Below are 22,019 nucleotides of genomic sequence, written 5' to 3' on the forward strand. Positions count from 1 at the left end.
GATTACCGACCCGGACCGGTGGAACACCGTCGGGGAGGCGTTGTCGACGGCACGCGGTGACGCGCAGCAACTGGACGTGAAGATGCGGTCGCAGGTCCAGCGCGTGGACCAGGCGATTCAGACCGCGGAACGGTTCAACGACCGAGGGCACATCCTCTACTGCGCGGTCACCCTCCCCACCAGGTGCCTCAGGAAGCGGTCAACCTGCCCTCGACCCTGCAGCCGGGATCGCGGCTGGACTTCGACCGGCACACAATGGCCACCCATGCCCTGCACGAACTCGACCCGACGGTCGGAGAGCGGGACGTGGTGTTCGAGATCGAAACCGGCCGGGGCATGTATATGGGGAGGTCGGACACCGTCGACGACACCGCACACCTGCTGCCGCGCGGAATGCGGTTCGAGGTGGTCTCGGCCGGTGAGGGGCGATACCGTCGCCCGGACGGCAGTATCGGCCGACGGATGATCGTCCAGCTGCGAGATGTCACCAAGGAATGAGGGGAACGAGATGGGACTGTTCACCGACGACAAGGGCCGACCCGAGCTGGTCGTGCACCCGGACATCAAGTTGGGACGCGCGCACTTCCGGCCCGTCGACGACCAACCCGAGAGCGAACCCGAGGAGACCCCGAAGCAACGCGCCCGCCGGGAGCTGAAGAAACGGATGACCGACGAGCGGCTCGCGAAACAGAAAACCGAAGGCACCAACCCCGAGAAGGGGTAAACGCCTCCGGCTCATCCTGTGCATCCGCAGTGTCCATACTCTAGCTCATTCTTGCTCAGGTACTAGACAGCACGCCTTGTTCGAGCGGCCCCGGCACCGCGATCAGACGATCGCGGGACATGTCATCACCCCTGGTGAAAACCGCACTCCGTAGTGTTCGGTGCGGCGGCCAGGAACGGTCGCACCTCGAGCCACTCGTGGATCGGCTTCCCACCCGCCCCTGGGGCTGCGGACAACTCGCCGGCCAGCTCGAGCGCCCGCTCGTGGGTCTCGACGTCGATCACCATCCAGCCGGCGATCACGTCCTTGGTCTCCGCGAACGGCCCATCGGTCACCGGCGGCCGCCCCTCACCGTCGTACCGGACGAACATGCCCTCCGCGGAAAGTGCCTGACTGTCGACGAACTCGCCGGTGCCCTCCAGCCGGGCGGCGAAGTCGTTCATGTACTGCACGTGGGCGGAGATTTCCTCCGGCGTCCACTGGTCCATCGGTACGTCGTTGAGCGATGCGGGCGCGCCGCGGTAGTGCTTGAGCAGCAGGTACTTGGCCATCATGTTCTCCTTTGGTGCGGTGCGGCCCATTGTGGCCGTTTCACTGCGGGGACGAAGCCGTGCGCGGGTTCTCGACATCCCCGGCGACATTTCCTAGCTCAGTTGTCGGATGCGGGGAGCGTGTCGGCGAGTTGCTCGAAAAGGGCCGGCCACCCGCGGCGGAGCCAGGTCAGCCGGCCGCGGTCGAGGTGGCCACCGTCGATGAGGTGGGAGAGGCGGTGTTGCTGCGCGGGGACACCCAGCTGACGGAGTTTGGCATAGACGGGGTTCACCGGGAGCCGGTGGCGGGCGATGTATGCCCAGACGTCGGTGGTGGTCCAGTCCCAGATCGGCCTGTACGCGGCGGTGCCGTCCGCGCGGGCGATGATGCCGTCGCGGCGGCCGCCTCGGGTGTTGAGCATTCGGCGGGGGCGGATTCGTCGGCCCGCATACCCCACAGCTCACCCGGCCCGAGCAGTGCGTGCGCGCGGCGAGCGGGTTCAGTGATCAGCGCCGCGTGCAGATCCACCATCGCCGCGGCCGCACCGTCGGTGAGTGCGGTGTGGTTCCACAGGCCGGAGTCGGCGAGCACCTGCAGCAGTGGTGGGTCGGTGGGGATGCAGTGCAGGTCCAGCCGCCAGGTGTGGGCGAGTTCGGTGAGGTAGTCGTAGGTTTCGGGGTAGTCGAGGCCGGAGTCGAAGAACACCACCGGCACCTCCGGTGCGACGCGGCGGGCCCGGTCGAGGATGACGAGCGAATCCTTTCCGCCGGAGAACGCGAGGTACCCGTCGTGGCCGGCCAGATGTGACTCGATCCGAACGGTGATGTCCGCGATGGCCTTCGCGCCAGCTCTCGCCGACGGCCCTCGAAATCCACGCAGTGCGGCGAGATCCAGGCCAGGTTCCGATGTCGTCGCTCCGCCACTCACCCATCGGCAGTGCGGTGTGCATAGGGGACCTATGGCCCATATGGGTGCCAGCAGCAGACGCGGAGCCGCGACATGCTGGATACGGCACCTGTCGTCCCGGCGTACCCGCGCCCGGGCTTCGGCACCGGCGTGATGTTCTGCGGTTGAATGGACGGCATGGGGTCGTCCGCGGTGGAGCAGCTGTGGCAGGCGTTGTCCGAGAACGAGTTGGCGTTGGTGTGCGTCCGTGGCCCGCAGAGTCGGTGGGCGGATCTGCGGACGGTTGGGGAAGACGGCGCAGTGGGGCTGACCTGGCTTGTCCGGGAGGCAAGTGAGATCGCCGAGCAGTACCCCCACGACAGAGCGAAATCGTGACGCCGCCGGAACTGACTTCGGAGCAGGACGTGGTGTGGGCGGCCATCGACACCGTCGGCGTGGATCGGGTGATGGTGGGCAGCGATTGCTCCTAACCGTTGGGTGAGCGCCCCGGCGGTGAGGTGGTACGTAAGAGCAAATTTCTCGATGAAAGGGATCTCCAGATCGATGTCCGGTGGATGGCCTATCTGTCTTGTCCTACGACCACCGTATCGTCGATCCGCCGACGCCGCTCGCTACCTCACCAGCGTCCGCTGCCGTCTCGAAACAGTCGACACTCTCACCGCCACAGCGGAACTCGCGGCTGGAACACCAAGCCGCCGACCATGACCTGCACCACAAGCGTGACCCCAAAACCCGGCTATACCGCTTCTGGCTACCTAGCTGGTGGACGCGGCGCGTTGCGGGGCTGGGCCGGTGGTGCCTCGGATCTGGAGGCTGACCGGGAAGACTCGCTTGCCGGGTTGTTCCGGTGTGTTGTCGTCGAGTCGTGCGAGGAGGAGCTGGACCGCTTCGGCGGCCATGTCCTCGATGGGCTGGTGGATGGTGGTGAGGTTGATCATTGCCCATCGCGCTTGTGGTGAGTCATCGAAGCCGATCACGGACAGTTCGGCGGGTACGGACACGCCGAGACGCGCGGCCGCGTCCAATGCTGCGAACGCCAATTCGTCTGTGACGCAGTAGATTGCTGACGGTGGATGATCCATCGACAGCAGTGATGTCGCCATGTCCACGCCGTGCTCGTGAGTCATGGTTGCCCGGCGGATGTAGTGGTCGGGTAGGGCGATGCCGCGGCGTTGGAGTGCGTGCCGGGCGCCGTCTTCGCGGGCGGCACCATTGGTGCGGTCGCGCGGTACCGACAGGATCGCGATGTCGCGGTGACCGAGGGCGGTCAGGTGCTCGATCACCAGCTCGCCGGCACCTTCGTCGTCGGAGAGGACCACTTCGAGAGACAGGGTGGGATCGTCGCGGCTCAGGAGCACCACTGGGGTGCTTCGTTCGAGCACTCGGCGCACGGTGCGGGATTTGCGGCGAGCGGATACGAAGATCATCCCGTCCACGGTCGCCGGGTCGAGGACGTCCACGCTGTCGACGCCCTCGGGGACGTCCGGGTCGCGTATGAGGGCCATGCGATAACCGCGTTCGCTGAGCCGGTGCTGAATGGCGTCGACGACGGTGGGGTAGAACGGCGAGGTCAGGTCGGCGACCACGACACCGATCGCCCGCGCCCGTCGGGTGACCAGGCTGCGAGCCGCGGAGTTGGGGACGTAACCGAGTTCCCGGGCTGCGGCAAGTACCCGTTTGGTCGTCCGCTCGGCGACGGCGGGGTCTCCTCGCATGACACGGGAGACTGTCGACTGGCTCAGTCCCAGGTAGGCGGCGAGATCGACACTGGTTACCACGTGCGGATCATACCCAACGGTGGGCCGGGTTCGGATGACGTCGCCGCGGGCCCCGGGGCCTGGGCGTGGCGCCGTGTGGTCGGCGTCGAACGGCTTCGACGGGTCGTCCTCGCACACACCTCGATTGCTGGTGGGTGTGCCTTCCTCGTGGGTTTCATCGGAGAGCCCCGCCCTCCTCGGTCCGGGATTGGTGCTGCGGGCGCGGGGGAGATCGGCGGCGGGTGCGCCGCGGTCCGGGAATCTGGACCGCGGCACTCGCGCGGATCGCCGTCGAAGTATGCGCCGGCAACGTCCGTACCTCCGGTTCGGCCCGGCCGAGCGCGGCGCCGGCGGCCGACCGGAAACGGTTACCCACTGTCAGGCGGTGTTCCGGCCACCGCTGAGGTCCAGTGTCTGTCCAGTGACGTAGCTGGCCTCGGTCGAGAGCAGCCAGGTCGCCAGGGCAGCGAATTCTGCTGTGCTGCCGACCCGGCCCATGGGAACCCGGGCCAGGAGCGCGGCGTTGCGTTCGGGACTGAGGTCGTCGAGCATCCGGGTGTGCATCATCGAGGGTGCGATCGCGTTGACGGTGACGTTGTGTGTGGCGACCTCCTTGGCGGCGGTTTTGACCAGGGACACCACGGCGGCTTTCGATGCGGAGTAGGCGGCCTGGAAGGGATTACCCTCCCGCGCCGAGATCGAGGACAAGATCGCCACCCGGCCATACCCCTGCTCGGTCAGCGTGGGAAGTAGTGCGGCGAGGCCGTGGAAGCAGCCGTCCAGGTTGACACTCATGGTCTTCGACCAGCCCTCGAACGGCATGGCCGTGATCGCGGTTTCCGGTCCTTGGATGCCGTGCGCGAAGAGTGCGCCATCGAGGCGGCCATGGGTGGCCAACACACGGGCGAGGGTCTCGTCCCAGGCTGCACGGTCGGTCACGTCGAGAGCCGCGATGTCGCGGCCCGTCCCGTCCCCGTCGCCGACGACGTCGGTGCACACCACCGAGGCGCCTTCGTGGATGAGTCGGTCCACTGCCGCTGATCCGAGGCCGCCGGCGGCGCCGGTGACGAGGATGACGCGTCCGGCGAATCGGCCGGGATAGAACGTCGAGGGGTCGGCGGTGGTGACGTGCAGGGAGTCGGTGGTGTCGACTGCGGTCATCGAATCGCTTCCGTTCGTTCGGTGTCGGCGGTGGTGATCAGCTGTTGTGTTGCGGCCATGAGTCTGTGCAAATGTTCTGTGATGCCGTGTGATTCGACGAAGGCGACGTCGGGAACCTCCACGCTGACCGGGACGCCGGGCAGCGCCGCGAGGATCTCGATCAGGGGAAACGCGCCGTCCCCGGGCACCTGACGTGTCGCGCGCGACTCGATCTGGCGGTCGGACCCGTTGGTGTCCTGACCGAGCGGCATCCGCGGCGGCGCCTCGAGGTGCGGGACCGCGGCGGGACCGTCGCACAACTGGATCACCTGCACCGCTCCCGGCGGAACAGCCGCGAGGTCGCCGACGGTGCCCCCGGCACGGACGAAGTGCAGGACGTCGAGCATGATCCCGCACCCGGTCTGTTCCGCCACGGCGGCGGCGGCGCGGAAGGTATCGACCTTCTGATACGAGATCGGCTCGATCGAGGCGGTGATACCGAACTCGTGGGCATCGCGCACCAGCGCAGCCAGGGAATCGGTCAGGCGATGGCGGTCGTCGTCACCGCCGATCACGTTGAGTACCCGGGCACCGAGGGCGGCGCCGGCCTCGAGCACCGGCATCCACTCACCCCGACCGCGTACGCCGTCCAGGGTGAACGCCTCGACATCGAACACGCGCACACCGGTGCTGTCGAGACGAGCCCGCGTCTGCGCCGACATCGGGGAGCCCGCGGCCATGGGATACCGGGTCTCCGACGTGGTGGCGGGATGCACCCGCGCGCCGACGGAGGTGAAGCCGCAGTCGGCCGCAGCTTCGACCAACTCGGGAGGGGGTAGATGCAGAGCCGACAGGTGGGCCAGCCCGATGGGTCGTGTCATGAACAGTCCTTTACGCGGTTTCCAAGGTGGGAGTTGACGGACAGCTGCGCCCTACTTATGCTGTGAATCACAAATTTACTACGTAGTCATTCAAGCACTGCGCCCCCTCCGCCGCAACCGCCCCTTCGGCTCGGGCTTCACCCCAGGAAAGAACCCCCACCCATGACAGTTTCGAATGTTCCAGCCTCGGAACCTTATTCGTCCTCCGGCCGTACCGGACCGGTCGACGGCGAGGCGCCCGCACCGCCGCCGTCCGGCTCACGGCGGGCGGCGATGGCCAGCACGGTCGGCGCGATCGTCGACTGGTACGACTTCTTCCTGTACGGGACCGCCGCCGCCCTGGTGTTCGGACCGATGTTCTTCCCCTCCGAGGACCCGACCGTGGGTGTCCTCGCCTCGCTGGGCTCGTTCGCGGTCGGTTTCGTCTTCCGCCCGATCGGTGGGGCGATCTTCGGCCACTTCGGTGACCGGGTCGGCCGCCGGAAGATGCTGGTGATCACCATCTTGATCATGGGTCTGGCCAGCACCGCCATCGGTCTGCTGCCCAGCTACGCCGCCATCGGCATCGCGGCCCCGATCCTGCTGGTCAGCCTGCGCGCGGTGCAAGGCATCGCCGTCGGCGGCGAATGGGGCGGAGCGGCCCTGATGGCGGTGGAGAACGCGCCGAAGAACAAGCGCAACTTCCTCGCCAGCGGGGTACAGATCGGATCGTTCCTCGGCCTACTCCTGGGCACCCTGGCATTCTCGATCGTCACCAACCTCACCACCGAGGAGCAGTTCGACACCTGGGGCTGGCGTCTGCCGTTCCTGGTCAGCATCCTCTTCGCACTCGTCGGGCTCTGGATCCGCAGCGGCGTCCCCGAGTCGAAGGTGTTCGCCGAACTCGAAGAGACAAAGAAGAAGCAGGCCGCACCGCTGCTCGAGGCCCTCAGGACCAGCCCCAAGCAGATCCTCGCCATCATCGGGATGCGCCTGGTCGACCAGAGCACGTTCTACATCGGCTTCACGTTCTCGCTGGTCTACGTCAAGAACTACACCGACACCCCGCCGAGCAGCGTGCTCACCGCATCGATGGTCGCCCTCGTCCTCGCCGTACCGACCACCTCGCTGTGGGGACTGCTCGCAGACCGGTTCGGTGCCCGCTGGTTCTACATCGTCGGCCCGCTGTGCGCTGCCGCGGCCGGTGTCCCGTTCTTCTCCGCCCTCGAGAGCGGATCGATGCCGATGATGATTCTCGGGTTCTTCATCCTGATCAACCTCGGACACAACATCTCCGCCTCGGTGCAGCAGACCTGGTTCACCGACATGTTCGACGCCCGCATCCGCTACAGCGGCGCAGGCTTCGGCTACGCCGTCGCCGGGGCCGTGGGCGGCTTCGTGCCCCTGACCGCCACCGCCCTGCTCGGCGACAGCGGAAACTGGACCCCGGTGGCCATCCTGCTCGCCGCCGCGTCCCTCGTGGCGCTCGTGACCGGACTGTGGTCGTACAAGTGGACCGGGCAGGGCCGGCGATGACCGACACCCTCTCGTGCGATCTGCTCGTCATCGGCGCCGGAGCCGGTGGCCTCGCTGCCGCCGTCACCGCCGCCTACCACGGCGCGAACGTCATCGTCGCCGAAAAGGCCGATGTCTGCGGCGGGGCCACCGCCTGGTCGGGCGGATGGATGTGGGCGCCGCGCAACCCCCTCGCCCGCGCCGACGGCGTCGACGAGGACATCGAGTTGCCGCGCACCTACCTGCAACACCGACTCGGGACGAACTTCGACGCCGCCAAGGTCGATGCGTTCCTGGCGGAGGCGCCGCGCATGGTCGGGTTCTTCCATCACAAGACCAGGCTGCAGTTCGTACCCGGAACCACCATCGCCGACATCCACGGCGGCACCCCCGGCGCCGGGACCGGACACCGCTCGGTGGCACCCCAACCGATCGACGCCTACCAGATCCCCGCCCCGGCTCGGGCGAAGCTGCGCTGGCAACTCTACGAAACCTCGTTCCTCGGCATGGGAATCATGGCCGGCCCCGACCTCCAGGCGTTTCTGCACGCCACCCGCTCCCCGAAGGCCTTCGGGCACGCCGCACGTCGGGTCACCCGGCACCTCATCGACCTGGCCACCGCACGCAAGGGCATGCAACTGGTCAACGGCACCGCCCTGATCGGACGGCTCCTGTCCTCCGCCGACGCACTCGGCGTCGACATCCGCGTCTCGTCGCCGGCACGCACGCTGACCACCGACGACTCCGGGGCGGTGACCGGAGCACAGCTCGACGGCCCCGACGGCCCGGTCACCATCCACGCCGCCCGGGGAGTGATCCTCGCAACCGGTGGCTTCCCCAGCAACGTCGACATGCGCAAAAAGTACTTTCCGCGCACCCCGACCGGGCGTGAACACTGGACCCTGGCCCCCGACACCACCACCGGCGACGGGATCGCGCTCGCCGAATCCGCCGGCGGCCGCCTCGACACCACCCTCGCCTCACCGGTCGCCTACTGCCCGGTCTCGCTGGTGCCGTACCGCAACGGCAAGACAGGTGTCTTCCCGCACATCCTCGATCGCGGAAAGCCCGGTGTCATAGGCGTATTGGCATCAGGTAAGCGGTTCGTCAACGAGGCCGACGGCTACCACGACTACACCACCGCGATGATCGACGCCGTTCCCGACGGGCAGCAAGTGTGCTCGTGGTTGGTCTGTGATCACCGGTTCCAGCGCCTGTATCCGTTGGGAATGTCCAAACCGCGCCCCATCCCGGTCTGGCCGTACCTGCGCTCGGGTTACCTCAAGACCGGTCGCACCCTCACCGAGTTGGCACAGCAATGCGGCATCGACCCCGCCCAACTCCACACCACGGTCGCATCGTTCAACGACAATGCCCGACGCGGAGAGGACCCCGAATTCCACCGCGGCGAAACGATGTTCAACCGCGGCTCCGGGGATCCGGACAACCCGTTCCCGAATCCCTCACTCGCCCCGCTGGAGAAGGGACCGTTCTACGCCGTCAAGGTCGTACCCGGAAGCTTCGGGACCTTCGCCGGTATCGTCACCGACGCCTCCGCGCGTGTGCTCGACGATTCCGACACCCCGATAGCAGGTCTCTATGCCGTGGGATCCGACCAGGCCAGCGTCATGGGCGGGCACTACCCGTCCGGCGGCATCAACATCGGACCCGCCATGACCTTCGGATACATCGCAGCACGACACGCCACCAGCGCCACGGATTCGGAGGAGGAGTCCGGCAGCCCCAACGTCCGTGACACACAACCGGCTGGTTGACACCCAGTCAGCGGTCGGACGACGCCGGCGGACGATTCGAGAACGTCACCGGCGCCGCCCGTCCTGCCGATGTTCGACGACATCAGGGCGCAGCGCTCTTTCGGCACGACCCACCCGCCCGCCGCTTCCGTAGTCCCGATCAGATCTGTGAATTCTTATGAACTGTCGTGAGTATCGCCAATGGCGCCAAAGGCGTCGCGCCACCTGGATCGAAGCCAACCGCACACGCAGCCATCCTGATACCGAGGCGGAGCACCTCATCGAGTTCGCCAGGACGTGGGCACCATACGGGGGCGCTGCCGAGGAGGAAATACTTGTGCACTTCGGCATGACAACATCCCGATTCATCGAACGATTGTGGCAGGTGATCCCCGAATCGAACTGTGCCCAAAACGAGATACGAAATTTGGCGAACGCATACCCTCACCAACGGACCGGCGACCTAGAGCGCTGACCGTCCGACAGGTCGGAACCTGAGTGGACATCGGGATAGGCAAAGCCGTCGACAGGTGCGACATGTGGAATCGCCACGACAGTCGCATTCTCGACAGCCCCTGACTGTTAAGGGAGGGTTCCAATGGCTGTGCGGCCAACTCAGGGCTTGGTTGTCTCATCCTCATACACACGCGCTGACGAGTTTGAATTTAGTTTAGGTGTGGTCGACACTGGGGTCGGATGGTCTGGGTCAAGCCGGAAAGCGAATCTCCTGCAACTGAATCTTCGGTGCTGCGTCTAGAGGTCCTACATAGAGCACGTGTCCGGGGTCGTCTCCTGCTGATGTCTTCGGAAGCCCACTTCGCACTCGTGGCGAACAGCGCAACCGCGGTGGAGTGACGGCGATCGCTGCGGCGAGGGAGATCAGCACTGGCCCGCCGCATCAGACGATCTCCCGGGAAAGGGCGTCGAAGGAATGGAGGGCGGTGTGTTGGAAGGCAGGTACGAGCGCAGGGGTGATTGTCCGGGTGGCGGCTTGGATTGGCGAGGCAGTTAATCCATCGGCGACGGCGGCTGCAACGACTCCCCACCCGTTCAGAGGAAGGACACCGATGGCCATCAGTATCGCCGGGCTCGTCGCGGCGATCAGTATCAGAACCGGACGGATCCGCGGTGGCTGATTCTCGTGTGCGCTTCCCAACTGCGAAACTGGGTCATCGGGGAGGTTGACTCGCGATAGACCCACATCAATTGTGTTCTTCGAGACTGTCGCAACCGATCTCGTCTAAAATCTGCTTCACTCTTGCTTCGAATCGTTTGGTTGACATTCCAAAGTTGACGAAAATATCCTCCTCGGCTGGACCCCCCTAGGGGGCGCATCTCCGCGCAAAGGTGAGTATGTCCTCGACTTCTCTACTGCGTTCAGGGAGTTGGGTACGTCGGCGCTCTGCCTCACGTCGTCTATCGCGCCATCGACGGTAACGACGGATCTCCATCTCAACTGGTGTTGTTCGCGCAATTTGTAGATCCGGTGTTTCCCCCTGGCGTCCCCCGGTTTCGGTTGCTGACATGGCATTCTCTGTTTCGAAGTGAAGACCTGTGTCTAGTCGACCAGGTGGCGGGGGGAATCGCAGGTTTCGGGGTTCGGATCGACCGAATGTGTTGGTAAGGACGGTGTGTGATGATGCTGTACGGCGAGTGCCGCCAGAACGGATGAGGAGTACACCCGGTCAAGGGTCGCAGCATCGCAGGGGACGACCGGCCGCTGCTGGTGCCGTTGTATCGCGGCCAAAAGTAGTCGTCGGTACTCGGCGACATCGATGCCGAATTCGGACTGGATCGTTCCGGGTGTAGGTTCGCCGATCGGTGCCCAGAAGATCGCGAGATCGAGGACGTCGTCGAGATGAACGCGTGGCGCCATCATGGCCGCTTTCTGGCTTGTTGCCGGAGCCGTTATTGCACCCGTGGGTGGCGTGGTGATGTGCGGTTTGTTGCGCGCGATCTCTGCGTCATCGCCTCGCGGTCATTCTCGTGTGGAGCGCGACCGGATTTTGAGGATGATCAACTCGGAATCGTTCGCGTCGCTGAGTGTGCCGAGAAGAGTGAATGGCTGACTATCTGCCAGGGGCGCCTCGTGCGCGAGTGTTTGTGCATATCAATCCTGAGGGTCTGGGATCGTGAGCTGCCTCGCGGAGTGTCGAATGTATTGCGGGCCAGTGCTGTTAGTTCGAGCGAGAGTGGTTCCGCCTGCTCGGCAGCTACCGATGGGCGACTCTGTCGTGTCGGATCTTTGGGCTGCGACCGATTCGCCGGCGAGATGGCCCGGATTGGTACTTAGGAACTGTGCGGTGACATCAGGGTCGACGATATGCGCGGTGCTCCATCGTTCGGTTGCGTACGTTTGTGCCGCAACCGCAAGAAGCGATCCTGCATTCGGCACGCGGCGGCGCAGGACGATCGACATGACTGTGATGACGGCATGGATCAGAAGGAATAGCACTGTGAACGGTCCTGCTGGTCGGAGATTAACGATATTTCGGTAATAGTGTGTCGTTGCGCGTGATTCGCACCGTGCTGGCGCGGCCCGTGGCACGACCGGGCACGTCAGGACCGCTGTTCCTGCTCCACGACCCAGCGTAGGGCGCGCCTCACCCGGCCGGTGACGGCGTCGCGATACCGCACGACGCCGCCGGGCGAGGAAGGGGAGCTACGCGGTGACTCTGTCGGTGGCCACGGTGTCGTCGTCGAAGGTCATTTCCGGTGCGGGCCGGCGGAAGCCCTTGGTCAGAACGGCCAGATAGACAACGCCGATCGCCAACCATACGCCGCCGATTTGGAGAGCGACGTCACCGAGCCTCGTGAGCAGATAGACGGAGACGGCGCCGCCGATGACCGGCATCACCAGGTACGAGAAGAGGTTGAGGGTGCGACCGTGTCTGTGCTCTCGGACCAGGTGGGCGATCACGCAGACGTTGACCACGGCGAAGCCGAGGAAAGCACCGAAATTGATGAACGAGGTGGCTGTGGTCAGGTCGAGTTTCATGGCGATGACACCGGCGGCCGCGGTCAGCAGCAGGTTGTTGACCGGGGTGCCGGTCGTCGCCGACAGCCTGCCGAAGACGGCCTTGGGCAGTACGCCGTCGCGTCCCATGACGTACATGAGGCGGGCGGCGGACGCCTGCAGGGCGATGCAGGAGGCAATGGATCCGGCGATGGTGACGAAGTTGATGATCTCGGCGTACGTCTCGCCGCCGACCTGGACCTTCAGGTGGTAGGCGGCCGCGTCGACGTCGGTGAACAGCGCGCCCGGGTGGACGAGTTGCATGACGAATGACAGCACGATGAAGATCGCGCCGGCGGCGATGACGCACCCGACGATGCCTCTGCCGATCGTCCTCGCCCCGCCCCTGGTCTCCTCGCCGAGTGTGGAGAGGGCGTCGAAGCCGAGGAAGGAGTACGCGGCGATGGCGGCGGCCGCAGTGACCGCGCCGATCGAAGTGCCGGAGTTCCACAGGGCGTCCGTGGCGGGTGCGGAGGAGCCGTGTTTGCCGAGGAAGACGACACACAGGGTGGCGAAGAGGACCAGCGACCCCAGAGCGATGAACATCAGGACCTTGTTGACGCGGTCCGCGAGTTTCATGCCGAAGACGTTGATGGCGGTGGTGATGCCCACCGAGACGATCAGCCAGACCCACTTGGGTATGTCAGGGAACTGGGCGTTGAAGTAGATCGCCGTGATCAGCCAGCCGACCATCGGGATGAAGAAGTAGTCGAGCAGCATCGCCCAGCCGGACAGGAAACCGATGCGGCTGTCGAGCATCTTGCGGGCGTAGGTGTAGACCGACCCGGAACCGGGCACCGCGCGCGCCATCTTTGCGTAACTCAGCCCGGTGAGCACCATCGCGAGGGTGGCGACGGCGAACGCCGTCGGGGCCACGCCGCCGCTGGTGGCGGCGACCACGCCGAAGATCGTGACGACGATGCCGGGGGATATGTAGGCCAGGCCGAACAGGATGACGGAGAAGAGGCTCAGGTCGCCTTTCAGTCTCATGGTGTTCCCAGTTGTCTCTGTCTCGCTGTTCATCGTGGGGGCTCCTCGGTGGTGTGGGCGGCGGTCCAGGTGGCGGGGTCGATACGGCCCCCGTACAGCGGGAGTTCGAGGGGCGCGTCACCGGGGCGGAACTGGTCCCAGACGCGGTTGAGGCCGGCGGTGCCGTAGCGGCGGACGTTGCTGACCTCGTCGAGGTCGATCACGTCGGTGAGGGTGGAGTCGCCGGCATCGACGGTTTCGGCGCGCACGGTGCCCTGTGGATCGACGACGAGGCTGCGGCCGATCCCGGACGGGGCGGCGGAGTTGACGCTGGCGACGAAGACCTGGTTGGTGATGGCGTTGGCGCGGCTGAGGACGACTTCCTGCGTGCGGTCGCTCGTCGGGGTGCGGACCACGTTGACGATCAACTCTGCGCCCATCCAGGCCAGATGGCGGGAGACCTCCGGGAACCAGGTGTCGTAGCAGATGGACAGTCCGATACGGCCGACCCCGGCGAGGTCGACGACCTCGAACCGGTTGCCGGGTGCGGTCGTCTCGTAGGGGCGCCACGGGCAGATCTTGCGGTACGCGGCGAGGCGTTCGCCCTGCGGCGAGTAGACGGGTGCCGTGTTGTGGATGCGACCGTCGGCGCCGCGTTCGTAGACGCTGCCGGGTACCAGCCAGATGCCCAGGTCGCCCGCGAGTTCGGCGAGGGCAGCGTCCCGTTTGCCGTCGAGCGGCTCGGCGGCTTTCTCCGGCGCGGCCGGAACGCCTGGGGCGCTCTCGCCGAGGTGTAGTTCGGGGTAGACGACGAGGGCGCCTGGTGCGCGCAGCTTCACGCGCCGCTCGACGTCGGAGGTGAAGCCTGCGAGGTCGTCGGCCGGGCGGCCGGGCGCCTGGGCGAGGATCAGGGGCAGGGGGCGGGTCATGCGGGGAACACCAGCCAATCGAAGGTAGGGCTCTGGAGGGAGCAGTTGATGGTGGTTCAGGCGCCGGGGGCGTGGGCCGGGCGGCCGGGGTGAGACAAGCGTGGGCCTCGTCACATATAATTTCAAATACTTTCTAGGGCTGACTTACATGCCTTTGAGGCATGCAAGTGCCATGTCTCCTCCGTCTTCCGAGAGGCCACTTCCAATGGAACTGCGGGTGCTGCGCTACTTCCTGACCATCGTGGAGACCGGTTCCGTCACCAAGGCCGCCGAGGAGGTCCGCGTCGCCCAGCCCTCGCTGTCGCGCCAACTGCGCGGCCTGGAGGCGTCGTTGGGCATGACGCTCTTCGACCGCGGCGGCAGACAGCTGATCCTGACCGCCGCCGGCCGGCGCTTCCTTCCGTTGGCCCGAGATCTGGTCGCCCGAGCGGACGCCGCCGAGGCCGCAGTCGGAGCACTTGCTTCCGGTCGCGCCATGCGGATCACCGTGGCGGCGCCGCCCACCACCATCACGGACGTGATCGCACCGTTCCTGGCCACCTGGGGACCGGAGGATCCGCTCGTCACGGTGCAGGCGGAGAGCCCGGCCCGCGCGTACCAGGCCCTGGGGAGGGGCGCCGACGTAGCCATTTCCACGGCGCCTCCGAGGCGCCGTTTGGCCGGGCTGCCCGTGGCGCGGCTGCCGCTGTGGGCCTATGTGCGGGCCGACCACGCCTGGACGAACCGGGACGGCGTCACGATCGGGGAACTCGCCGCGGCGCCCCTCATCGTCCTCACCCCGGCGCACGGCACCCGACGCGTCCTGGACCATGCCGTGCAGGACGCCGACGCCTCGTACGACATCGTGCTCGAATGCGATACTCCGCACGTCGCCCAGGCCATGGCGGCGTCGGGCCACGGAATTGCGGTGGTCTCCGACGATCCCCGCTTCGACCTGCACCCGCTGCTGATCCTCGACGGCGCGGGCGAGCCGCTGCAGATCCATCTGCACGCCGCGTGGGACCCCAGCCACTATGCGCTGCGCAGCATCGAGGCCTTCGCCACGGGGCTCTCGCGCTTCTGCGTCGAGCAGTACGGGCCTCAGGTCACCGCCCGCGGATGAGCTGGACGTATACCTGGCGGGCAGCCTGATCAGACCGGACAGGCATTGGACGGCGGCCCCGGCGGGCCCCAGGATGCGGCGATATCCGTATCTGTTGCCGGCCCGAGAGGACACCCACCATGCCAAGACCCTTCTATGCCCGAGGGCTGAGCCGTGCCATCGTCGTTACCGTCGCACTCGCGGCGGCGTGCACCGTCTCCCACCGACGATCGCGGCGCCCGCCGAAGCCGTGCCCGTACCGGGCGATCCGCTCACCGGAAGCGGGGCGGTGAACCGGACCGAACTCACCGCCGGCCAACTCACCGAGGGCGCCGCCACGGACACGGTCCCCGACAGCGCCTTCGCACTGCCCGCCCAGGCAGCACCACCCACCCACAGCTTCGAAGGCACCCTCACCCTCAACGGTCTCTCCGCCACCGGCGGCTTCCGCGTACTGAAAGACCCGTACGGATACGGAGATACAGCGGCCACCCGGCACCTGCCACCGGTCGACATCGCCCTCGTGCAGAATGGCAGCCACCTCGTCCCGGCCAAGCGCGGGTTGCAGTACACGGGGAACCAGGCGTGGAACCTGGCGGTGGGCCCCGGCCGTGCGTGGAACGAGGACGGCGACGGCGAACGCACCCGCGCCTCACTGCCTTTCGCGCTCGTCGAGCGCAACGCGAACTGCGTGCACAACGGCGCCCTGATGTTCCTCTTCGACGCCACATCGGTCTCCGAAATCCGCTACCAGATCACCACGGAGACCTGCGAATACTTCCAGCTCGACATGTGGGGCCAGGTACCGGCCGACTACCGGCCCGGGCCCGTCGACGGCGCCGAGAACCTGCGCGACGCGTACGCCGCCGAGGTCGGGGACCGGCTCCCGACCAAGCCCATCTCGGCGCTGGCCACCGACTACCCGGACAGTGGGGTAGACGTAGCGAAGTTCAGCGCCGGCATCACGCCGTCCGCACTGAGCACCTTCGGCTTCTACTTCGGCGGAGTGCACTATGTGGGCAACTGTCGGACCCGGCAAGGGGAGTACCCATTCTGCGGCCAGATGCTGTTGCCTTCGTACTCGACCGCGAAGTCGGCGTTCGCGGGAACAGCCATGCTGCGGCTGGCGAAGCGCTACGGCCCCGCCGTGGCCCAGGAGATGCTCTCCGACCGAATCCCCGAGACCGCCGGCAACACCGCCTGGAGCGGCGTCACCCTCGACCAGACTCTCGACATGGCCACCGGGAACTACATCTCGCACGGCTACGAGACCGACGAAGCGGGCCCCACCATGGCGGACTTCTTCGCAGCCGAGCCCTACGCCGACAAGATGCGACTCGCCCTGTCCTTCCCGCGTAAGGCCAGCCCCGGCAGCCAGTGGGCCTACCACACCTCGGACACCTACCTCGCCACCCGCGCGATGAACAACTACCTGCAGGACAAGGCCGGTTCGGACGCCGACATCTTCGACATGCTCCGTGACGACGTGCTCGAACCCGTCGGCGTCGGGCCCGACTCGCTCGTCTCCTCCCGCACCGACAACAGCCCCGGCGGAGCACCCTTCGGCGGGTACGGCATGTTCTGGACGCAGGACTCCGTCGCCCGGTTCGCCAAGTTCCTCAACAACGACCACGGGGCCGTCAACGGCACGCAGATACTCGACCCGGCCCTGCTCACGGCCACCATGCAACGCGACCCGGAGGACCGGGGCATGACCACCACCGGCGCCAAGCCCATGAAATACCAGAACGGCTTCTGGGGCCAGGACTTCACCTCCGCCGACAACCCCGCCTACACCAGCCCCTTCTACGTACCGTTCATGTCGGGGTACGGCGGCATCACGGTCGCGATGATGCCGAACGGCGCCACCTACTACTACTTCAGCGACAACAACGAGTTCAGTTGGAGCTCCGCCGTCGCCGAGGCCGCCAAGCTAGCGCCCATGCCCGTCGAGGCAGTTGGTGCGAGATAGACCCAGCGAACGTACCCTTATCGGCCTGGGATGCGCTTCGCCTGACTATGGCCGTTGATGGGGTTCCCCACCCGAACCCCTTCCAGGTTCGATCGGAGACTTCATCCAACGGCGCGCTCGTGGTCGGCACCACCGCCGACGACGAGGTCGTCGCGCAGGTCTGACCTGCGGTGAAGGTGACATGTATCTGTGTGCGATTAAGGATGAGTATTCGAAGAAGGTTCTGGGGTGGGCGGTGGCGGATCACATGCGCACCGAACTGGTCCTCGAAGCGCTGAACATGGCTGTCGACGAACGTGGCGGAGACGTCGCAGGCACAATCATGCGCTCGGACAGGGGAAGTCAGTATACCGCCGAGATCATGAAGCAGGCGTGCGCACGGTACGGGTTGCGGCGTTCGATGGGCGCGACCGGCATCAGGTCATGCTCGAAGCGCCTGGCGTTGCGCCGGTGTGGTGGTCGCGGGTGGCTCCGCTGATCGTGGAGACGATGACCGCGCGCTGCGCCGAGTGGGTTCGCTGGTTCAATGCGGACCGGTTGCATTCGTCGAACGATCGGGTCTGGTGCGGGTTGGTTCGACATCCCTCCACTTCGTGGATGCTTCCCCGCCGTGGAGGGATGTCCTCACACTGGAGGCGTTCTCGATACGAGAAGTTTCGCAGCGACGTCATCGCCGTCGAGGATTATTTGTGCGGATGGGTGAAAGCGCGACGACGGCGTCAAGACAGGTGGCGCCTCGACCTCGAACTCAGGCGAGCCCCCGAACTGAAAGAAGCCGCCAACCGATCAAACCGCTGCGAGAATTTGAGGGGACAAGTCGCGCAGTCGCCGATCTCTCAGTAGGACAATCCGAATGAGCGCGAACCACTACCTAAGCATCGTTGATGATCTGTACTCAAATCAGATCGTCGAATACTCGATCGACTCGCGCGATGTTACCGAACCTCGTGGCGCGATCGACCGTCTGCGGACCTCATTGATCACGCTGCCGAACGAAACCGACCGCTCGGCACATTGCGTGTCGTTAGTAGGCACCAAAAAGTTCCTAATTGTCACCCAACTGTGACGGACTTAACGTCTTCGGTGACTCGATTTCCAACCGTAAGGCGGTCAGATGCAGACGAACTATGCCGAAGAAGATGTGTTGAAAGATACAGACGATCTACTGTTTTCGTCTCTTCGAATCAATACCACGACGGTCCGTAACAGGTTTCTTCTTCCTGCCATGCAGCGTGGCTCGCGTGGGTACAAGCCAACTGTGGGCATGGCGGATACGCTGCGCTCGACCGCTGAACGGGGCCCGGGAATAATCATTTCCGAGGGGGCCGCACCTGACCATCCGGCGGGGTACTGGCAGCCGGCGTTCAGCATTCTCGGCCGTGACACCATCAAGGAATGGGGACATGTCGTCCGTGAGGTCCTCAGTACCGGCGACGTAGTCTTATTGATGCAGCTGTGGCATCCAGGTGCCCTGCGACTGGTTGTCGACGGTATTGAGAATCCACATCCGGACCATCCTGCATGGAGCCCATCAGGATTGATCCAGGAGGGCCGTACCAACGGTGTTGCAATGTCGAAGCAGGACCTTGAGGATACCAAAAATGCATATGTCGAGAGTTCGCTTATCGCCCAGCGGCTCGGCGCACACGGGATTGAGTTGCATTGCGCTCATGGCTACCTGTTGGATCTATTTTTGTGGCATGAAACGAATAGGCGAACCGATGAATACGGCGGTGAAACCCTAGCTGACCGCGCCGCATATCCTGCTGAAATAGTTTCGGCAATCCGTGCTGCGACGGGCCCTCAATTCATAATTTCAGTGCGTTTCTCGCAATGGAAGGAGGTGGATTACGGAGCCAAAATCGCGGCGCATCCTGACGAACTGGGACCGTTTCTGGAACGTTTGCAGCAAGCGGGAGCCGACGTCTTTCATGTGTCGGCTCGCAGATTCGACGCTGTCGCCTGGCCGGAACTCGACTCTAGACGGAGTGTCGCTTCCTGGGTGAAGACAATGACAGATCGCCCGGTCATGACGATCGGCAGCGTCGGGTTGTCCACCGATCTCGCGAGTGATGTCTTCGACAACCAAGACCCCGTACTGCAGGTGGAGGATGACATCATCCGTGTACGGCGCGGTTTGGAGGCCGGCGACTTCGACATGATCGGGGTTGGTAGGGCGCAGATTTCGAATCCGGACTTCGTCGAGCGCGTACGCAGGGCCGACTATTCGAATTTACGAGACTTTCGAAAATATCGCGATTTGGCCGAGGCATACGAAAGCTACTCGCATGAGGGGCAACTCGTGGACCAGTCGCGAAAGAAGGATTAATCGATGAGCCTACTATGTGAATATTGTCAAACCCTAGGAGTTTTATTGTGACAACCGGGACGCCGAAGTACTGGTGGATGGAAGGGCTTTTCAATCCCCCGCCCCGACCTACTGGTTTCTCGACAACTGATCGAGATGAGTTCGATGTAATCATTGTCGGTGCCGGAATGGCGGGAATGTGTGCTGCAATTTTGGCTCACGATCGTGGTGCCGAGGTCCTTCTATTGGAGGCATCAGATGAAGTCGGCGGCACAACTTACAAGTCCGGCGGGGCGATGTGGATTCCAGACAACTCACTTATGCACGTCTTAGGAATTCGCGACGATCGAGATAGCGTCTTGCGCTACGTGGTCCAGGTCGCGCATCCCGACCAGTATGACGCCGATGCCGAATACTACGGCGCAGAAGAGTGGCAGTGGGAAACAATAGGCGCGTTTTACGACAACGCCGCGAACGCGATTGATGCGCTGGTTGCGGCAGGTGCCTTCCGGGTCACCACCTGGCCATCCTTTACGGAACGGTATCCAGCCATTGTCAGTTATCACCCGGAATTGGATAACTCTATTCAAGGATTTTTCCGGCATCTAGGACCAGCGCGAGAGGACGGCTCCGCTGCACCTGGAGCAGATTTGGTCGATCAACTGGGGGTAGCCGTTAGAAGCCGGGGTATCGAGGTGCGCACAGATCATCGTGTGCAGCGGCTGCTGCAAGATGAAACTGGTGCAGCCGTCGGAGTTGGGGGGACGTGGGGTGATCCCATCTACGCGAGACGAGGGGTGGTTTTCGCTAGCGGTGGCTTTGCACATAACGCGGATTTGATCGATGAATACTGGCGCGGGCCGCTTTACAGCAGTTGCGCAGTTGCCACCGCACAGGGTGATTTCATCCCTATCGCGCGCGAGGCCGGAGCTGAACTCGCTCACATGCAGAATGGCTGGCTGTACGAGGACATCTTGGAAAAGGCTGCCATGAATCGCGTGAACGAGGATAAAGGTATTCCCGTTCCGCCCGGAGACAGCATGATTTATGTCGATCGCAATGGTAACAGGGTGGTCAACGAGAAGCTTGTGTACCAGGACCGAAACCGCGTCATATGGGACCGCGACAAGAACGGCGACTATCCGAACAGGGTTCTATTTATGGTTTACGACGATTACGTCGCCCACGACACCAAGCCGACCCTGTTCTGGGATAAGTTTCGCACCCCTAAGCCTTACATTATCGAAGGTCAGACATGGGAGGAGATCACCGAGCGCATCGAGGCGCGCTTGAAGAGTCTCACCTCTGTCATCGGTGATTTCGAATTGGCACCTGGCTTCGCCGAGCAACTGGGGCAGACGGTCGACAGATTCAACGGCTTCGCCCGCGCTGGTGTCGACGAAGATTTCCACCGTTGCGAGAACATGTCCGAATACGACTGGCATGGCATCCCGAGGCCAGGTAACGAAAAAAATCCGGGAATGTTTCCATTCGCCGAGACCGGGCCATATTACTGCGTGCTGATCTGCGGGATGGTGCTGGACACCAACGGAGGGCCCAAGACGAATTCGAACAGCCAAGTCTTGCGTTCGGACGGGTCCGTCATTCCAGGGTTGTATGGGGCCGGAAACTGTGTTGCATCAATAGCCGGTGATGGCTACTTATCTTTAGGGAGCACACTCGGGCCCGCCGCCACATTTGCGTACCTCGCCGCCGAAAGTGTAGTGCAGGAGGCACCGCGCGATACTGAAGCTGCTCGTGCGCGGTACACTGCAGATACGTTGACGACCAGCCAAAACAGCTAGATAGTCACTCGGATTCAGCAGCTACGGTCAGCGTTGCGTGTTAGCATGAATCGATACTGACACGCGACGTTGGCCCATAGTTCCTCCAATCGAGACAGTCTCGTGCGGGACCAAAATCGCCCGAGAGATCGCGTCGGTCTAAAGGGAGTAACCTATGGGCGCGGATTATGAATCGCACCGGCTTTCCGCAGTAGATCGGATGATGACAAGGATTCGTGAAATTCTCCAACAAGCACCTGCGGTAACCGACGAATCCGAGGAAATATTCGGATTCGTAGCGGCGCTACTTGTCGAATTTTCTTGGAATCGCAGTGCGCCGGTTGTGGGCATCGTAGGTCACGTTGGCAATTACTGGAGAAACTGGCTCCTAGTCATATTACGTGTCGGACCATTGCGTCCGTCGATGATTCAGCGGCTACTGGACACAATGGACCCGTCACATCCGTTGTCGCAGAAAATACTTACTCACAATCTTCGGATGCTCGAACGCGATGGACTACTAAGCCGGACCGTGGTCGCCGACGCGCGGAAGCACGTGGTGTATGACCTCACGCCACTAGGTCGGAGTCTGTCCGACCTAGTGATGAACCTGATCGAGTGGGGATATGCGCGATCAGACCAAATCAATTGCGCACGTGCAGAATACGATGCAGCTAACCACGATGGCGGCGCAGGCGAAGTGTGAGCGTCATCCACCCCGGCCTCCACGGGTTATCCGCTTCTGGTTCTCGGCGAGTAGACCATCGAGGCGC

Annotated in this window: 20 protein-coding genes; 12 read left to right on the forward strand and 8 right to left on the reverse strand. The window is 64.2% G+C overall.

The window, feature by feature from the left end:
* Positions 1-183 precede the first annotated feature (183 nt).
* Together CJ177_RS48710 and CJ177_RS34690 are read left to right on the forward strand one after the other, a co-directional pair.
* Positions 184-498, forward strand: a complete 315-nt coding sequence (locus CJ177_RS48710; protein WP_241031746.1) for a hypothetical protein — start codon at positions 184-186, stop codon at positions 496-498.
* Positions 499-508: 10 nt separating this feature from the next.
* Complete coding sequence (locus CJ177_RS34690; protein ID WP_095869798.1) at positions 509-724, forward strand: hypothetical protein; 216 nt, start codon at positions 509-511, stop codon at positions 722-724.
* Between the two features lie 125 nt (positions 725-849).
* Here the strand turns inward: CJ177_RS34690 and CJ177_RS34695 are convergent, their stop codons facing one another.
* From CJ177_RS34695 to CJ177_RS34700, 3 genes are all read right to left on the reverse strand, one after another.
* Positions 850-1,275, reverse strand: a complete 426-nt coding sequence (locus CJ177_RS34695) for a YciI family protein (protein ID WP_218835156.1) — start codon at positions 1,273-1,275, stop codon at positions 850-852.
* 98 nt (positions 1,276-1,373) lie between these two features.
* Positions 1,374-1,643: a phosphoadenosine phosphosulfate reductase family protein gene (locus CJ177_RS49530; RefSeq protein WP_373560074.1), complete on the reverse strand. Its 270-nt coding sequence runs from the start codon at positions 1,641-1,643 to the stop codon at positions 1,374-1,376.
* Positions 1,544-2,182 (reverse strand): phosphoadenosine phosphosulfate reductase family protein, encoded by a 639-nt coding sequence (locus CJ177_RS34700; protein ID WP_241031745.1) that lies wholly within the window; start codon positions 2,180-2,182, stop codon positions 1,544-1,546. The genes CJ177_RS49530 and CJ177_RS34700 overlap by 100 nt, the downstream gene beginning before the upstream one ends.
* A gap of 156 nt (positions 2,183-2,338) precedes the next feature.
* On the opposite strand from CJ177_RS34700, the gene CJ177_RS34705 reads away from it, so the two are divergent.
* Positions 2,339-2,536: a hypothetical protein gene (locus CJ177_RS34705; RefSeq protein ID WP_095869800.1), complete on the forward strand. Its 198-nt coding sequence runs from the start codon at positions 2,339-2,341 to the stop codon at positions 2,534-2,536.
* A gap of 380 nt (positions 2,537-2,916) precedes the next feature.
* Here CJ177_RS34705 and CJ177_RS34710 read toward each other — a convergent pair whose 3' ends face one another.
* The 3 genes from CJ177_RS34710 to CJ177_RS34720 form a co-directional block, all read right to left on the reverse strand.
* A complete protein-coding gene (locus CJ177_RS34710) occupies positions 2,917-3,939 on the reverse strand; it encodes a LacI family DNA-binding transcriptional regulator (protein ID WP_143548760.1) in 1,023 nt (340 codons plus the stop codon).
* 357 nt (positions 3,940-4,296) lie between these two features.
* Positions 4,297-5,079 (reverse strand): SDR family NAD(P)-dependent oxidoreductase, encoded by a 783-nt coding sequence (locus CJ177_RS34715; RefSeq protein ID WP_095869802.1) that lies wholly within the window; start codon positions 5,077-5,079, stop codon positions 4,297-4,299.
* Positions 5,076-5,939, reverse strand: coding sequence for a sugar phosphate isomerase/epimerase (locus CJ177_RS34720; RefSeq protein WP_095869803.1), 864 nt, complete (start codon positions 5,937-5,939; stop codon positions 5,076-5,078). Before CJ177_RS34720 ends, CJ177_RS34715 begins: the two co-directional genes overlap by 4 nt.
* A gap of 162 nt (positions 5,940-6,101) precedes the next feature.
* Here CJ177_RS34720 and CJ177_RS34725 point away from each other — a divergent pair, with 162 nt between their 5' ends.
* Together CJ177_RS34725 and CJ177_RS34730 are read left to right on the forward strand one after the other, a co-directional pair.
* A complete protein-coding gene (locus tag CJ177_RS34725; protein ID WP_095869804.1) occupies positions 6,102-7,454 on the forward strand; it encodes an MFS transporter in 1,353 nt (450 codons plus the stop codon).
* Positions 7,451-9,208, forward strand: a complete 1,758-nt coding sequence (locus CJ177_RS34730; RefSeq protein ID WP_095869992.1) for an FAD-dependent oxidoreductase — start codon at positions 7,451-7,453, stop codon at positions 9,206-9,208. The genes CJ177_RS34725 and CJ177_RS34730 overlap by 4 nt, the downstream gene beginning before the upstream one ends.
* 2,641 nt (positions 9,209-11,849) lie before the next feature.
* On the opposite strand, the gene CJ177_RS34755 is transcribed toward CJ177_RS34730, so the two are convergent.
* Together CJ177_RS34755 and CJ177_RS34760 are read right to left on the reverse strand one after the other, a co-directional pair.
* Positions 11,850-13,193 carry an APC family permease gene (locus tag CJ177_RS34755; RefSeq protein ID WP_095869808.1) on the reverse strand — a complete coding sequence of 448 codons (1,344 nt, stop codon included), beginning with the start codon at positions 13,191-13,193 and terminating at the stop codon, positions 11,850-11,852.
* A 29-nt stretch (positions 13,194-13,222) separates the two neighbouring features.
* Positions 13,223-14,101, reverse strand: coding sequence for a carbon-nitrogen hydrolase family protein (locus CJ177_RS34760; protein ID WP_095869809.1), 879 nt, complete (start codon positions 14,099-14,101; stop codon positions 13,223-13,225).
* A 205-nt stretch (positions 14,102-14,306) separates the two neighbouring features.
* On the opposite strand from CJ177_RS34760, the gene CJ177_RS34765 reads away from it, so the two are divergent.
* From CJ177_RS34765 to CJ177_RS34795, 7 genes are all read left to right on the forward strand, one after another.
* Positions 14,307-15,203: a LysR family transcriptional regulator gene (locus tag CJ177_RS34765; RefSeq protein WP_095869810.1), complete on the forward strand. Its 897-nt coding sequence runs from the start codon at positions 14,307-14,309 to the stop codon at positions 15,201-15,203.
* 187 nt (positions 15,204-15,390) lie between these two features.
* Positions 15,391-17,154: a hypothetical protein gene (locus tag CJ177_RS34770; protein WP_095869811.1), complete on the forward strand. Its 1,764-nt coding sequence runs from the start codon at positions 15,391-15,393 to the stop codon at positions 17,152-17,154.
* A 181-nt stretch (positions 17,155-17,335) separates the two neighbouring features.
* The gene (locus CJ177_RS34775) at positions 17,336-17,632 is read left to right on the forward strand and encodes a DDE-type integrase/transposase/recombinase (protein ID WP_095869812.1); all 297 of its coding nucleotides are present in this window, start codon (positions 17,336-17,338) and stop codon (positions 17,630-17,632) included.
* Positions 17,633-18,007: 375 nt separating this feature from the next.
* Complete coding sequence (locus CJ177_RS34780; RefSeq protein WP_095869813.1) at positions 18,008-18,220, forward strand: hypothetical protein; 213 nt, start codon at positions 18,008-18,010, stop codon at positions 18,218-18,220.
* A gap of 48 nt (positions 18,221-18,268) precedes the next feature.
* Positions 18,269-19,483, forward strand: a complete 1,215-nt coding sequence (locus CJ177_RS34785; RefSeq protein WP_095869814.1) for a 12-oxophytodienoate reductase — start codon at positions 18,269-18,271, stop codon at positions 19,481-19,483.
* 47 nt (positions 19,484-19,530) lie between these two features.
* The gene (locus tag CJ177_RS34790) at positions 19,531-21,267 is read left to right on the forward strand and encodes an FAD-dependent oxidoreductase (RefSeq protein ID WP_095869815.1); all 1,737 of its coding nucleotides are present in this window, start codon (positions 19,531-19,533) and stop codon (positions 21,265-21,267) included.
* Positions 21,268-21,421: 154 nt separating this feature from the next.
* Positions 21,422-21,952 (forward strand): helix-turn-helix domain-containing protein, encoded by a 531-nt coding sequence (locus CJ177_RS34795; RefSeq protein ID WP_241031743.1) that lies wholly within the window; start codon positions 21,422-21,424, stop codon positions 21,950-21,952.
* The last annotated feature ends 67 nt before the right edge of the window (positions 21,953-22,019 follow it).

This window comes from Rhodococcus sp. ACPA1 (assembly GCF_002300195.1).
Lineage (GTDB): Bacteria > Actinomycetota > Actinomycetes > Mycobacteriales > Mycobacteriaceae > Rhodococcus_F > Rhodococcus_F opacus.